17 protein-coding genes are annotated in these 13735 nt (G+C 72.5%); 7 read left to right on the top strand and 10 right to left on the bottom strand.

Annotated elements, in window-relative coordinates:
* Nucleotides 1-27: 27 nt before the first annotated feature.
* Entirely contained in the window at nt 28-933 is a 906-nt protein-coding gene (locus AB0K15_RS20615) for a phosphatase PAP2 family protein (RefSeq protein WP_364052506.1), read from the bottom strand.
* A 111-nt stretch (nt 934-1044) separates the two neighbouring features.
* On the opposite strand from AB0K15_RS20615, the gene AB0K15_RS20610 reads away from it, so the two are divergent.
* Genes AB0K15_RS20610 through AB0K15_RS20600 form a run of 3 tightly spaced genes read left to right on the top strand, consistent with a single transcriptional unit; the run spans nt 1045 to nt 3637 of the window.
* On the top strand, nt 1045-1731 hold the full coding sequence (locus AB0K15_RS20610) for a response regulator transcription factor (protein WP_364052503.1): 687 nt from the start codon (nt 1045-1047) through the stop codon (nt 1729-1731).
* A complete protein-coding gene (locus AB0K15_RS20605) occupies nt 1728-3158 on the top strand; it encodes a HAMP domain-containing sensor histidine kinase (RefSeq protein ID WP_364052500.1) in 1431 nt (476 codons plus the stop codon). Before AB0K15_RS20610 ends, AB0K15_RS20605 begins: the two co-directional genes overlap by 4 nt.
* On the top strand, nt 3155-3637 hold the full coding sequence (locus tag AB0K15_RS20600; RefSeq protein WP_364052497.1) for a hypothetical protein: 483 nt from the start codon (nt 3155-3157) through the stop codon (nt 3635-3637). The genes AB0K15_RS20605 and AB0K15_RS20600 overlap by 4 nt, the downstream gene beginning before the upstream one ends.
* Before the next feature lie 18 nt (nt 3638-3655).
* On the opposite strand, the gene AB0K15_RS20595 is transcribed toward AB0K15_RS20600, so the two are convergent.
* Nucleotides 3656-4237 (bottom strand): NAD(P)H-dependent oxidoreductase, encoded by a 582-nt coding sequence (locus tag AB0K15_RS20595; protein ID WP_364052494.1) that lies wholly within the window; start codon nt 4235-4237, stop codon nt 3656-3658.
* Nucleotides 4238-4334: 97 nt separating this feature from the next.
* Here AB0K15_RS20595 and soxR point away from each other — a divergent pair, with 97 nt between their 5' ends.
* Nucleotides 4335-4802 (top strand): redox-sensitive transcriptional activator SoxR, encoded by a 468-nt coding sequence (gene soxR / locus AB0K15_RS20590; RefSeq protein ID WP_220242179.1) that lies wholly within the window; start codon nt 4335-4337, stop codon nt 4800-4802.
* 3 nt (nt 4803-4805) lie between these two features.
* Here the strand turns inward: soxR and AB0K15_RS20585 are convergent, their stop codons facing one another.
* From AB0K15_RS20585 to AB0K15_RS20575, 3 genes are all read right to left on the bottom strand, one after another.
* Nucleotides 4806-5312, bottom strand: a complete 507-nt coding sequence (locus tag AB0K15_RS20585; RefSeq protein WP_364052491.1) for a DUF664 domain-containing protein — start codon at nt 5310-5312, stop codon at nt 4806-4808.
* Between the two features lie 117 nt (nt 5313-5429).
* Nucleotides 5430-5900 (bottom strand): hypothetical protein, encoded by a 471-nt coding sequence (locus AB0K15_RS20580; RefSeq protein ID WP_364052488.1) that lies wholly within the window; start codon nt 5898-5900, stop codon nt 5430-5432.
* 1 nt (nt 5901) lies between these two features.
* Nucleotides 5902-6567: a hypothetical protein gene (locus AB0K15_RS20575; protein ID WP_364052485.1), complete on the bottom strand. Its 666-nt coding sequence runs from the start codon at nt 6565-6567 to the stop codon at nt 5902-5904.
* 180 nt (nt 6568-6747) lie between these two features.
* On the opposite strand from AB0K15_RS20575, the gene AB0K15_RS20570 reads away from it, so the two are divergent.
* Complete coding sequence (locus tag AB0K15_RS20570; RefSeq protein WP_364052482.1) at nt 6748-6915, top strand: hypothetical protein; 168 nt, start codon at nt 6748-6750, stop codon at nt 6913-6915.
* Between the two features lie 31 nt (nt 6916-6946).
* On the opposite strand, the gene AB0K15_RS20565 is transcribed toward AB0K15_RS20570, so the two are convergent.
* On the bottom strand, nt 6947-7330 hold the full coding sequence (locus tag AB0K15_RS20565) for a VOC family protein (protein ID WP_364052479.1): 384 nt from the start codon (nt 7328-7330) through the stop codon (nt 6947-6949).
* 25 nt (nt 7331-7355) lie between these two features.
* Complete coding sequence (locus tag AB0K15_RS20560) at nt 7356-7790, bottom strand: DUF6314 family protein (RefSeq protein ID WP_364052476.1); 435 nt, start codon at nt 7788-7790, stop codon at nt 7356-7358.
* Between the two features lie 159 nt (nt 7791-7949).
* On the opposite strand from AB0K15_RS20560, the gene recQ reads away from it, so the two are divergent.
* Nucleotides 7950-9785: a DNA helicase RecQ gene (gene recQ / locus AB0K15_RS20555; protein ID WP_364052473.1), complete on the top strand. Its 1836-nt coding sequence runs from the start codon at nt 7950-7952 to the stop codon at nt 9783-9785.
* A gap of 356 nt (nt 9786-10141) precedes the next feature.
* Here recQ and AB0K15_RS20550 read toward each other — a convergent pair whose 3' ends face one another.
* Entirely contained in the window at nt 10142-10348 is a 207-nt protein-coding gene (locus AB0K15_RS20550; RefSeq protein WP_360603939.1) for an antitoxin, read from the bottom strand.
* 137 nt (nt 10349-10485) lie between these two features.
* Between AB0K15_RS20550 and add the strand changes: the two genes are divergently transcribed.
* Nucleotides 10486-11457: an adenosine deaminase gene (gene add, locus AB0K15_RS20545; protein ID WP_364052469.1), complete on the top strand. Its 972-nt coding sequence runs from the start codon at nt 10486-10488 to the stop codon at nt 11455-11457.
* Here add and AB0K15_RS20540 read toward each other — a convergent pair.
* Nucleotides 11435-12817, bottom strand: coding sequence for a VWA domain-containing protein (locus AB0K15_RS20540; RefSeq protein ID WP_220242186.1), 1383 nt, complete (start codon nt 12815-12817; stop codon nt 11435-11437). The two genes, add and AB0K15_RS20540, sit on opposite strands and share 23 nt — an antisense overlap.
* Nucleotides 12814-13695: a MoxR family ATPase gene (locus AB0K15_RS20535; RefSeq protein ID WP_364052466.1), complete on the bottom strand. Its 882-nt coding sequence runs from the start codon at nt 13693-13695 to the stop codon at nt 12814-12816. Before AB0K15_RS20535 ends, AB0K15_RS20540 begins: the two co-directional genes overlap by 4 nt.
* Nucleotides 13696-13735: the final 40 nt, after the last annotated feature.

Here is a 13735-nt window from a genome sequence, read left to right as displayed (position 1 = left end):
CAGGCCAATCCCCCGGAACTGGCCCGTTCAGCGGCTCAGGCGCGTCCGCGCCCGCCCCGGGTCGAAATTCACCTTCCGCACCGGGCCGGCGACCAGCAGCACCAGCGCCACGGCCGACACGCCCGCCAGCACCAGCGCGGCCAGGAACTGCGCGGCCTCCGACGTCGCCGAGGCCAGTACCGCGAACCCGGCGAGCACCACCACCGTCGGGCCCGCCAGCGCCACCACCGTGGCGAGCACGGGGACCCGGCGCCCGTCGGGCCGCCGGGCCGAGACGACCGCCGCGCCGGCGCACACCACGGCGGCCACGAGGAGGCAGCCACCCACGGTGTCGGAAAGCCGGTGCCAGCCGAGCGCGACGGTCGCCGCGGCGACCCAGGCGACGCCGAGTGAACCCACGGCGAGCACCCAGGTGCGCATCCGTGCGGGTAGCACCACCGCCAGCGCGAACAGCACCGCCGTCGCCGCGCTGACGTGCCCGCTCGGGAAGCTGTTGTGGCTCGCGACCGCGTAGCCGTCGTGGCTCCCGGGCCGGTCGAGCACGTAGATCTTGAGCAGCTGCGCCGCGACCAGCGGGGTCGCGAGCAGCACCAGCGCCGTCACGCCCAGGGCGAACCGGCGCCGCACCGACGCCAGCGCGAGCACGAGCACCGCGACCGCGCCGAGCAGCACCACGAGGTCCACGTCGCGCAGCGGCGCGGCCCAGTCCACAGTGGACGAGCCGGTCGCCTGCGCGCTGTGCACCACGCCGTTCTCCGCCTCCTGGCCCGCCGCGGTGCGGACGAAGAGCAGGTACGCCACGAGGAACGCGACCGCGCAGCCCACCGCGCTCGCGGCGAGCAGCACGGTGCGCGACGGTGTCCGCACCTCGAGCGCTTGGCGCGGGAAGCCGGACGGGGTGATCGGGGGTGCCTCGGGGAACGTCACTGCCATGGACCCGAGTCTCGGCGCGGGATTTAGTGGTCAGGTCAGTGCCGTGTCATGGTTTTGCTACAAGATCGCCCCGGTTCGCCCCACGCTGCGGTTTTCCGAATAATGGCCGGGGTGGCAGAGGTGTTGGTGGTCGAGGACGACGCGGCCGTACGGGAAGGACTCCAGCTGGCGCTGCGCAGGCAGGGGCACGGGGTGCACACCGCGGGCTCGGGCGAGGCGGGGCTGGACCTGGTGCGCAAGCACCAGCCCGACATCGTGGTGCTCGACCTGATGCTGCCCGGGATGGACGGGTTCGAGACCTGCCGCCGGATGCGTGCGCTGGGCGAGGTGCCCATCATCATGCTGACCGCGCGCAGCGACGACTTCGACGTGGTCGCGGGCCTGGAAGCCGGCGCCGACGACTACGTGGCGAAGCCGGTCGAGCCGCGGGTGCTCGACGCGCGGATCCGCGCCGTCCTGCGCCGCGCCGTCAGCGATCACGACGCGCGCGCCGGCGAGGTCGAACGCCACGGCGAGCTGGTGATCGACCGTGCCGGCATGCTCGTGAGGAAACGCGGCGAGCAGGTGGCGCTCACGCCGACCGAGCTCAAGCTGCTGCTCGAGATCTCCCGCACACCGGGCCAGGTGTACAGCCGCCAGCAGCTGCTCACCGCCGTGTGGGACCACGACTACCTCGGCGACTCCCGCCTGGTCGACGCCTGCGTGCAGCGGCTGCGGTCCAAGATCGAGGACGTGCCGGCGCGGCCCGACCACGTCCAGACCGTGCGTGGTTTCGGCTACCGGTTCGGCCGCTCGTGAGGCTGCCCCGGCTGCGGCCGTGGCTCTCGGGGCTGCGGCCCCGGCTGGTGCTGTCCTTCGCGGCGATGACCCTGGTCGGCGCGGCCGCGGCCGCCGGCGCCAGCTACGTGACGGCGCGCACGACCATCCTGCAGGGCGTGCAGGACCCGGCCATGGTCCAGCTGCGCGACCAGGTCACGGCGTACCTGCCGCAGATGACGCTGCCACCGGACCAGCGCCAGCTCGACAACCTCGCCGACAACCTCAAGGGCACCACCGTCGCGATCTACCGGGACCTGCACTCGCGGTCGGGGCTCGATCCCTCGACACTGCCAGCCGACCTGCGCCAGGAGGTCGCCGGCGGCGCCACGATCCAGTTCAAACGGGTGATCAGGGGCGACACGCCGCTGCTGCTGGTCGGGATGCCGGTGCTGCAGCCGGGCGACAACGGGGTGGCGCACACGGGCGTCGAGGTCTACTCCATGGTGTCGCTGGCCGCCCAGCAGACCGCGATCGACCAGCTGGCCACCCGCGCGTGGCAGACGGCCGCGCTGGCGCTGCCGATCGCCGTCGCGCTGGCGCTGCTGGCCGCCCGGCAGGTGCTGCGGCCGGTGCGCGCGCTGAACACCGCGGCCCGCAAGCTCGGCCACGGGCAGCTCGACGTCCGCCTGCAGGCCACGGGCTCCGACGAGCTGGCCCAGCTCGTGACCACGTTCAACAGCACCGCGGCGGAGCTGGAACGCACCGTCGGCACGCTGCGCGACATGGAGGCCGACGCGCGCCGTTTCGTCGCCGACGTCTCCCACGAGCTGCGCACCCCGCTGGCCGCGATGAACGCAGTGACCGACGTGCTCGACGAGGACGCCGAGCAGCTGCCCGCCGACACCGCCGTCGCCGCGCGCCTGGTGTCCGCGGAGACGCGCCGGCTGACGCGGCTCGTGCAGGACCTGGTGGAGATCTCGCGCTTCGACGCCGGGCGCGCCGAGCTTCGGCTGGAAGAGTGGGACGTCGCGCAGGGCGTGACCGACACCCTTGCCGCACGCGGCTGGACCGCCGCCGACGGGATCGTCACCGACCTGCTCGCCGGCGTCGTCGCGACCGTCGACCCGCGTCGGCTCGACATCGTCGTCGCGAACCTGGTCGGCAACGCCCTGCGCCACGGCGAACCGCCCGTCGAGGTGCACCTGGCCGCCGACGCGCACACCGTCACCCTGGAGGTCACCGACCACGGGCCCGGCATCCCCGACGCCGTGCTGCCCCACGTGTTCGACCGCTTCACCAAGGCCGACTCCGCGCGGGCGCGCTCGGAGGGCAGCGGGCTCGGCCTGTCCATCGCGCGGGAGAACGCCCGGCTGCACGGCGGCGACGTCGAGGCGGCGAACACCGGTTCCGGCGCGCGGTTCACCCTGTGGCTGCCGCGCCACCCCCGGCCCGGAGAGACGCGATGAAAAAGCTCGTGACCGCACTCGCCGTGCTCCTGCTGGTGAGCGCGTGCGGCATCCAGCCCACCGTCGTCGTGCCCGCCGGTCCCGCCCCGACCGCCGTCGGCCCCGGCGCCCGCGCGAACCAGCTCACGCTGTACTTCCTGGTCGACGGCCAGCTCGCCCCCGTCGTGCGCAGCTGGGGCAGCCCGGTCTCACCGGAGCTGGCGGTGAACGAGCTGTTCCAGGGCCCCACCCCGGCCGAGCAGGAGAGCGGCTACTACTCGCTGCTGTTCCCCGGCGACGGCCAGGTCACCATCGACACCACCAGCGTGCCGCCGACGGTGACCATCCCGTTCTCCATCAAGCCGCTCTACCTCGGCGTGGACCAGGTGGTCTGCACCACCGTGGCGGCCATGTCGGCGGCCGGGCTGCCCGCGGACCTGCGCGGTGTTTCGGTGGTCACGCCCGATTCCCGCCTCGGTCCCGCGCTCTGCACGTTCTGAGCCGGTACCGGCCGCCGGTCAGGCGGGGTAGGCGCGCAGGGCCCGCGCGTCGGCGAGCGAACGCGCCCACCACTCCAGCTGGTCGAGCAGCTTCTTCACAGCCGCGGCGGTGGCTTCGGCGTCGGTGGGGCTGCCGGCGTCGTCGAACCGGCCGCGGGCGCCGTGGAAGCTCACGGTGTCGCGGATGGTGACGGCGTGCAGCTCCGCGAAGACCGGGCGCAGGTGCTCCACCGCCCGCAGGCCGCCGGAAAGCCCGCCGTACGCCACGAAAGCGACGGGTTTGGCCTGCCACTCCGAGCGGAACCAATCGACGGCGTTCTTGAGCGGGGCCGGGTAGCTGTGGTTGTACTCCGGCGTGATCACGACGAACGCGTCGGCCGCGGCGAGCCGGGCCGCGAGGCGCCCGACCTCCGGCTCCGGCTCGGACCCGAACGCGGGAAAAGCCAGTGGCAGAGCCAGATCGGCGCAGTCGACCACGTCCACCTCGAACCCGCCGTGCGCCGCGGCCTCGCGGGTGAACCAGTTCGCGACCGTCGGCGCGAACCGTCCTTCCCGGACACTGCCGACGATCACGGCGACCCGGACCGGAACTTCCGACACGATGTTCTCCTCGAATCCCGTTGCGGGACCGGGTGTCCCGCACGGATACCGAGTCTGGAACTTCAAGTTCACTTGAAGTCAAGCTATGCTCGCCCGCATGACCAAGACCGAGCTGCCCGAGCTGACCGTGGGCGAGCTGGCGCACCGCACCGGGGTGCCCGCGTCGGCCCTGCGCTTCTACGAGGACGAGAAGCTGATCCGCAGCCGCCGCACCGCGGGCAACCAGCGCCGCTATCGCCGCGACACGCTGCGGCGCGTCACGTTCATCCGGATGTCGCAGCGGGTGGGCATGCCGTTGTCGCAGATCCGCGAGGTCCTCGCGCTGCTGCCGGACGACCGCACCCCCACCCGCGCCGACTGGGCGCGCATCTCCCACTGCTGGCGCGAGGACCTCGACGAGCGCATCCGGCAGCTGGAGCAGCTGCGCGACCAGCTCACCGACTGCATCGGCTGCGGCTGCATGTCGCTCACGAAGTGCCGGCTGGCCAACCCCGGCGACCGCCTGGGCCGCGAGGGGCCAGGGCCGCGGCGGCTCCCGGACCACCGTGGCGACGGCTACCCGTGACGCTCAGCCCAGCACGAGACCGCGCACGTAGGCGGCCTGCCCGGCGTGCTGCAGGTCATCCGAAAGCACGCTGACCAGCCGCACCCCCAGCGTCACGGGCGGGTCCCAGCGCTCGTCGACGACGGCGTCGAGCGCCTCGCCCTCGAGGCCGCCGACCCACGCCACGGTCTGCTCGTGCACGGCGTCGAAGTAGCCGGTCAGCAGCTTGGGGTCGTCGATCTGCACGGCGGCGACGTCGTCGCTGCTGTGCGCATACCCCGTGTCCGCCGGCGGGAAGGGCAGGCCGAAGCGGCGGTGCCAGTCCTGCGCGGTCCAGATCTGCTCGGTGCCCGCGACGTCGGCCACGTGGTCGTCCTGCACGCGCGCGAGGTGCCAGACGAGCCAGGCGATCGAGTTGGCGCGCGGCCCGGGCCGCGCGACGAGCTGGTCGCCGGTCAGGCCGTCGACCGACTGGTGCACGACCTCCTGGATCCGGCCGAAGCCGTCCACGAGCAGATCGGCCACGTTCATCCGTAGTCCTCCTCGGTTCGTTCCTGCCTGCTACCCCGATCATGCCGCACGCAAACCGCCGCGCCCCCACCGAATTCCGGCGGTCGGGCGCGGCGGCGGGCTGACCCGGCGGCCCCGCTACGCGCCGAGCAGCTGGTCGAAGAACGCGCGGTAGCGGCGCAGCGCGATCCGCAGGTCCTCGGTGGCGGGCTCGCCGTCGCGCCACTGCGCTTCCAGCTCGCCCTTGTGCTCGGCGAAGGTCTCGGCCAGCGAGCTGATCACGGAGGCGACGAGCTCGTCGGCGTCACGCACGGCACGGCGCGGGTCGTCGACGAAGCCGGTCTGCACGTCTTGCCAGCGATTGCGGAAACGGTCGACGTCGCCGCCCTGGAACAGCGGCGGAGCACCGTCGGTGCGGGCGCCGCGGCTAGCGGTGCTTCTGTCCGCCGCACGGTCGTCCATGTCGGCGGCATCCGGCACCCGAGTGTCCACATCGGACACTTCACGCGAGCGTTCTTCCGGAATGTCCCGGCGCTGCTCCGTGCGGGGCTGCTCGGCGGCACCCGCCAGGTCGGCGGTGCTCAGTCCCCGGGTCTCCTGGTCGGTCATGTCAGCGGTCTCCGTTCCGCTCGTGGGCGCCGCGGTGGTTGCCCGTGCGCGCGGCGGTGTGCTCGCGCCGGCTCTCGACGGTGTCCGCGTCGGCACGGCTGCCAGGACGCGGGTCCGCGTCGGTGCCGGCGCCGGTGTGGTCGGTCAGCAGGTCCTCGAACACGGTGCGGTAGTGCACCATCGCCGAACGCAGTTCCTCTGTGGACAGTGCCGTCTCGGAGTGGCGGCGGTGCGTCTCGTGCGCCGAGCGGTAGTGCTCCAGCGTGCGCGAGTGGCGCACGGACAAGTCGGAAAGCTGCTGGTCGTAACCTTCGGTCGGGTAGCCCCGCTCGGACATCACGGCCACCAGCAGGTCGTCGGCCTCGTCAAGCGCACCGGCGGGCTGGTCCACGAACTTCTCCTGGATCAGCGTCCAGTGCTGGGCGTAGCGCTCGCGCGCCGAGGCCGAGAGCGGCCGGATGTCGAGGTCGCGGTGACGGCGTTCGCGTTCGGCCAGCTCCCGTTGCGCCGCACGCGGGCTTTCGTTTTCCCGGACCGCGCGCGAGTACTCGGGACCGAACTGCTGCTGCAGTCGTTTTCGTTGCCGTTCCTGGACGACGAGCCAGGCCACGGCGCCGATCACCACGACGGCGGCCACCACGATCACGACGATGAGCCAAGTGGGCATCGCACGAACTCCTTACGGATTTGTCGAGCCCCCCGTACCGCCCGGATGCCCGCCGCAGCCCAGGCGAAACGCGAATTGCGCCGGATGAACGGCGTTTTCGGCCGAGTGGCCGAGCGCGAGCCACCGGATGAGGTACGGTTCGGACATCAGGGCGGAACCCGGCGGACGGGAGGACAGCGCGTGGCCACCACCGTGCGGCTCGCTTCCGGCGCGCTCCGCGTCGTGCCCGGCTTCGACACCATCGCCGGCGTACCCATTCCCGGCTGGGCCGGCACGCTGCTGGCTGTGGTGTGCGCGGTCGCCGCACTCGTGGTGCTGCTGCTGATCGTGCGCAACCGGCGGCGCTGAGTTCTTTCCCGGCTGCGTTCCTTCCCGCTGCTCAGCCGAGATAGTTGCTGACCTCGATGAGGTTCTCGTCCGGGTCGCGGAAGTAGACGCTGCGGATCTCGCCCGTGGCTCCGGTGCGCTCGACCGGCCCTTCCTCGATCGGCACGCCCGCCCGGCGCAGTTCTTCGATCACGTCGTCGAGCGCGTCTTCGGTGATGAGGCACAGGTCCGCGCTGCCCGGCGTCGGGCGCAGTGCCTTGGGTTCGAACTCGTGGCCGGCCTGGTGCAGGTTGATCTTGCTGGTGCCGAAAGCCAGCGCCGTGCGCCCGCCCTTGAACGTCACCTCCGCCATACCGAGGACCCGCGTGTAGAAGGCCACCGTGGCCTCGACGTCGGCGACGGTGAGCACGAGGTGGTCCAGTCGGTCGATGCGCATCGGGTGTCCCCTTTCGACGGGCGGGTCAGGCGCGGGTGAACCGGGTGGTGATCACGTGGTCCTTCGCCGGGCCGGCGACCACCCACTCCTGGCGCCAGTGGTCGGCGTCGAGCACGCGGTACTCGCCGCGGTAGAGGTCGTCGCGGCACGGGTGGTCGGTGCTCCACCGGCCGGTGGCCAGGTCGAGGTCGTGGAAGAACCCGCCGTGGTCGAAGTGCACGGCGGCGCGGGGGCCATCGGCGTGGTAGAGCAGGGTGCGGCTCACCGGGCCGGTGTAGCCGGCCAGCCGCAGCTCGCCCGTCTCGTGGTAGACGAGCACGCCGGCACGGGCACTGTCCCGGGTGAACGTCGCGGTGCCGGTGACCTCCCCCATCGGCTCGCCGTCGGCGGCCACGATGTCGCGCGAGAGCCGCCACGGGCCGGCGAAGTGCGCGGCGAGGTCGGTGATCGCGAAGTCCACCCGGCCATTCTGCGCCCGCGCGTGCGACGTGACGCGGCGACAGGGCGGGGATCACACACAGCGTGACCGGTGTGGTGCGAGCGGGACACTCGTGCCGGAAACGCGCCGAGGCCCCGGGGTGGCACCGCGGTGTCGGTCCCGGCGCCTAGAATCGGCCGGGTGGCTCACCCCGACCAGGCCCAGCGCTCCCCCGCCCTCGAAACCCTGCAGCGCGTGTTCGGTTACGACGCGTTCCGCGGTGATCAGGCGGACATCGTCGAAACCGTGATCTCCGGCGGAGACGCGCTGGTGCTGATGCCCACCGGCGGCGGGAAATCGCTGTGCTACCAGATCCCCTCGCTCGTGCGGCCCGGTGTCGGCGTGGTGATCTCGCCGCTGATCGCGTTGATGCAGGACCAGGTCGACGCACTGCGCAACCTCGGTGTGCGCGCGGGATTCCTCAACTCCACGCAGGATTTCGGCGAGCGCCAGCGCGTGGAGGAGGCGTTCGTCGCCGGTGAGCTCGACCTGCTCTACCTGGCGCCGGAACGGCTTTCGGTCGAGTCGACCGTGCGGTTGCTCGACCGCGGGAAGATCGCGCTGTTCGCGATCGACGAGGCGCACTGCGTGTCGCAGTGGGGCCACGACTTCCGGCCCGACTACCTCATGCTCTCGTCGCTGCACGAGCGCTGGCCGGACGTGCCGCGCATCGCGCTCACCGCCACGGCGACCGAGGCCACGCACAAGGAGATCTCCGCGCGGCTCAACCTCGACGGCGCGCGCCACTTCGTCGCGAGCTTCGACCGGCCGAACATCCAGTACCGCATCGTCGGCAAGAACTCGCCGCAGAAGCAGCTGCTGGAGCTGCTGCGCACCGAGCACAAGGGCGACGCGGGAATCGTCTACTGCCTCTCGCGCGCGTCGGTGGAGAAGACGGCGGAGTTCCTGGTGCAGAACGGAATCCGCGCGGTGCCCTACCACGCAGGGCTCGACAAGCGCACCCGCGCGGAGAACCAGGCGCGGTTCCTGCGCGAGGACGGGCTCGTGGTGGTGGCCACCATCGCGTTCGGCATGGGCATCGACAAGCCGGACGTCCGGTTCGTCGCGCACCTCGACCTGCCGAAGTCCGTGGAGGGCTACTACCAGGAGACGGGCCGCGCGGGCCGCGACGGGCTGCCGTCCACGGCGTGGCTCGCCTACGGGCTGCAGGACGTGATGCAGCAGCGCAAGATGATCGAGAACGGCGAGGGCGACGAAGCCCACCGCCGCCGGCAGGCCGCGCACCTCAATGCGATGCTGGCGCTGTGCGAGACCGTCGAATGCCGCCGCACGCAGATCCTCGCCTACTTCGGCCAGACCGGCGAACCCTGCGGCAACTGCGACACCTGCCTCGCCCCGCCCGAACGCTTCGACGGCACCATCCCGGCGCAGAAGCTGCTCTCCACCGTCGTGCGCCTGCGCAACGAACGCCGCCAGAAGTTCGGCGCCGGCCAGATCATCGACATCCTGCTGGGCAAGACGACCCCGAAGGTCACCCAGTTCCAGCACGACACACTGAAGGTCTTCGGCATCGGCACCGAACTGCGCGAGCAGGAGTGGCGCGCGGTCGTCCGGCAGCTGCTGGCGCAGAACCTCCTTGCCGTGGAAGGGGATTACGGCTCCCTGGTCCTGACCGACGGCAGCACGTCGGTGCTCAACGGCTCACGCACGGTGTCCCTGCGGCGCGAACCGGAGCGCCCGGCCCGCGCCGCACGCACGTCCCGCCGCAGCACCGCCGCGGCCGTGGAGATGCCCGCGGAGGCCGCGCCGCTGTTCGAGCGCCTGCGCGCCTGGCGCGCCGCCACGGCCAAGGAACAGGGCGTCCCCGCCTACGTGATCTTCCACGACGCGACGCTGCGCCAGATCGCCGCCGAACGCCCCGGCTCGCTCTCCGACCTGGGCACCGTCAGCGGCGTCGGCGAGGCCAAGCTGGCGAAGTACGGCGAGAGCGTGCTGGCCGCGTTGGCGGCGGAATAGCGGAGGCTCCGCAAGGGCGGCCTGGCACCGCCACCGGCTCAGGACGGCCACGACCGTCGCTCAACCCCTCGCGCACGCATGCGCGGGCGGCTCGTCGAGCGGCAAGTGCTCTTCCCCGCGGACCACGTCGACGGGTCCCGAACCGAAGCGGCGCCCGGCCGCGGCGGTGGCCCGCCGGCGGTTCGAGAACGCACCCCCGGACGTCGGCAGCCGGACGCCGAGGGCGCGAGCCGGTCGTCGCGCAGCTCGATGAGCGGCGACGGATGGTCAACGCGAGCAAGGCGGGGTCGCGGTGACCGGCGTTCACCAGGTGAGCATCCGGTCGTTCCGGCACCCGCCGGCTCACCGCGCGTACGTCAGTGGCCCGGCTTCGGCTTCGTCGCGTCGGAGACCTTCTGGGTCACGCCGTTGATCTTCGCGTGGTACTTGCCCTTGGTCTTCTGGTCGACGAACTGCGCGGCCTTGCCCACGGCCTGGTTGACCTTCTCCGGGTTCTTCTTCGCGTACGACGTGACGGCACCGGCCGCGCCGGCCAGTACGGCGAGTCGTTTGAGCATTGCCATGGAGTCCTCCCGCGGGTTTCTCGTCATCCCCTCAACGCAGCGATGAGTACCCGGAGTTCCCCCGATTCGAACATTCCGGACGGGGACCCGCCGAAATCCACGCGACCCGCGGCGGCTGACCAGGCATGATCGGCGCCATGCGAGATCTCGCGGCGCTGCCGAAGGCGCACCTGCACGTCCACCTCGAGAGCACCGTGCGGCCGGCGACGCTGCGCGAGCTGGCCGACGCGAACGGCGTTCCGCTGCCCGGCGAGGCGCGGAAGTTCACCGGGTTCCGCGACTTCGCCGACTACAACTCCCTCGTCCGCGCCTGCCTGCGCACGCCGGACGACTTCGAGCGCGTCGCCCGGGAGTTCTGCGTGGACGAGGCCGCACAGGGCACGCGGTACGCCGAGGTGACGTTCACGGCCGCCTCCCACGGGGAACGGCTGGGGGATCTGGAGATGCCGCTCGTGTCCGTCCTCAAAGGACTGTCCGGAGGCGGGCTCGAGACCCGGGTGATCCTCGACCACTCGCGCCGCCGGTCCGTCGACCGCGCCGAGCGCACCCTGGGGCTCGCCCTCGCCCACGACGAGGTGGTGGGTCTCGGCATGGCGGGCGAGGAGCACCACTCGCTCGTCCCGTTCGCCGGCGTCTTCGCCGAAGCACGCGAAGCCGGGCTGCACCTCGTGCACCACGCAGGCGAGGACGCGGGGCCCGAGAGCATCCGCGAAGCCCTCGACGTCGGGCACACCGAGCGCCTGGGCCACGGCATCCGCGTCCTCGACGACCCCGGCCTGGTGGCCGAGGTGCGCGACCGCGGCATCGCGCTCGAGGTGTGCCCGACGTCGAACGTCGTGCTCGGCCTGGTGCCGAGCCTGGCCGAGCACCCGCTCCCCCGGCTCGTCGGCGCAGGCCTCGCCGTCACGCTGAACACCGACGTCCCCTCCGTCACGCACACCACGCTGACCGACGAGTTCGCCGCCGCGCGCGACACGTTCGGCTACGACGACACCACTCTGGCCGCACTGGCCGAGACCGCCGTGACGGCCTCCTTCGCGCCGGAGGAGACGAAAACCGCGCTGCGCCAGGAGATCGCCGCGTGGCTCACACCGGCAGCAGGCGCGTGACCAGCGTGCTCAGCTGCTGCACGTTGCGGCACTCGTGCATTTCCACGAGCTCCGCGTACGCCAGCGCCGCCGAGTCGCCGGTGGACCACAGCGCGCGACGCTCGGGGTTGAGCCAGTAGACGTGCCGCGCGCGGTCGCGGATGGCGCGGACGGCGTCGAGGTTGGGGTCGCCGCCGTTGGTGCGCGCGTCGCCGAGGATGAGCACCGAGGTGCGGGGGCCGACGGCGTCGAGCCACTTGCCGGTGAACCCCCGCAGGGCGCCGCCGTAGTCGCTGTGCCCGTCCCAGCGCACCACGGCCGCCTCTTCGAGGATGCGCGCGCCGAGGTGCTCCGGGTCGGCGACGCCCGCCGTGACCAGGTGCGTGACCTCGTCGGTGCTGTCCACGAACGCGAACACGCGCACCTTGCTGAACTGGTCACGCAGCGCCTGCACCAGCAGCATCGTGAAGTTCGCGAACCCGGCGACCGACCCCGACAGGTCGCACAGCAGCACGATCTCGGGCCGGCCGGGCCGCCGGTGGCGGAACGCCGGGCGCACCGGCACGCCACCCGTCGACAGCGACCGCCGCAGCGTGCGCCGCAGGTCGATCTGCCCGCGCGTGGTGCGCTTGCGGCGCGCGGCCAGCCGGGTCGCGAGCTTGCGCGACAACGGCTGCACGGCCCGGCGCAGCTCGGCCAGCTGCGCGCGGCTGGCGATCAGGAAGTCCACGCGGTCCGCGGCCGGCGCGATCGCGTGCTTGGCCACGCGGTCGCGTCCCCGCACCTCGGCGGCGCGCCGGCGGGCCTCCGTGCGGACGTTCCCGCGGAAGTCCTCGACGCGGCGGCGGACCTCGTCGCGCGTGAGCCGGTCGGTGAACTCGCCGCCCTCGTCGGAGCCGCCGCCGGCGGCCCGGATCGCGGCGAGCACGCGCACGATCAGCGTCTGGGGCTGCAGCCGGTCCAGCGTCTGGTGCGCCGAGAACCCGCCACCGGCGCCGGAACCCGCGCCGTACCCGCCGAGCATCTCCACGGCGACGCCCGCCAGCTGCGCCAGCGCCTGCTGGTCGCCCTCGGCGAGCGCGGCCGCCACCGCCTCCCGCAGCTGTTCGAGGTCCCGCGGCCGGTCGTCGCGCGCCAGCTCGGGCACGCCCACGCCGGCCGGGAAGTACAGGTCGAACGCGGCGTCGAACACCGCGCGCTGCCCACCGCGGCGCACGAGCGCGGCGGCGAGCCCCTCGCGGACGAGCTCGCGGTCGTCGAAGCCGAGCACCTCCAGCGCGGCCCCCGCGTCGACCGTCTCGGCCGGGCCCGCCGGGATGCCCTGCGCCCGCAGCGCCTGCACGAACGCCGTGAGCCGCTCGGTGACGCCGGGCGCGCTCACGACGCGTCCAGCACCTGGTCGAGCTTGAGGCCGGCGCCGGCCTTGGTGATGTCGTCCTGGTGCTTGAGCACCACGCCGAGACTCTCGCGCACGATCTGCTCGTCGAGCGTGCCGGCGCCGAGCTCCAGCAGCGTGCGCGCCCAGTCGATGGTCTCGGCGACCGACGGCAGCTTGCGCAGGTCCATGGCGCGCAGCGCGGCGATCACGCGGACCACGGAGCCGGCCAGCGCCGCGTCGATCCCGGGCACGCGCAGCTTCACGATCCGCAGCTCGAGCTCCGGGTCGGGGAAGTCGATGTGCAGGAACAGGCAGCGCCGCCGCAGCGCCTCGGACAGCTCGCGCGTCGCGTTGGACGTGAGCACCACGAACGGGTCGCGGGTGGCGGTGATCGTGCCCAGCTCGGGCACGGTGACCTGGAAGTCGCCGAGCACCTCCAGCAGCAGGCCCTCCACTTCGACGTCGGCCTTGTCCGTCTCGTCGACCAGCAGCACGGTGGACTCGGTGCCGGAGATGGCCTGCAGCAGCGGACGGCGCAGCAGGAACTCCTCACCGAAGATGTCGGTGCGCGCGTCCTCCCACGTCTCGTCGCGCCCGGCGGTGATGCGCAGCAGCTGCTTGGCGTGGTTCCACTCGTAGAGCGCGCGGGCCTCGTCGATGCCCTCGTAGCACTGCAGGCGCACGAGGCGCGAGCCGCTCACGGTGGCCACGGCCTTGGCCAGCTCCGTCTTCCCCACGCCGGCCGGGCCCTCCACGAGCAAGGGCTTGCCCAGCCGGTCGGCGAGGAACACGGTGGTCGCCACCGCCGTCGAGGCGAGGTACCCGACCTCGGCCAGCTGTGCCGACACGTCGTCGACGGACGAGAAGAACCCGGTGCCCACGTGACCTCCTAAGCGGATGCTCACCTCGCACTGTACTGGC

The sequence above is a fragment of the Amycolatopsis sp. NPDC049253 genome (assembly GCF_040678995.1).
Taxonomy (GTDB): domain Bacteria; phylum Actinomycetota; class Actinomycetes; order Mycobacteriales; family Pseudonocardiaceae; genus Amycolatopsis.
The sequence above is the reverse complement of the archived record's forward strand: the minus strand, read 5'-3'. Positions and strand labels throughout refer to the sequence as shown.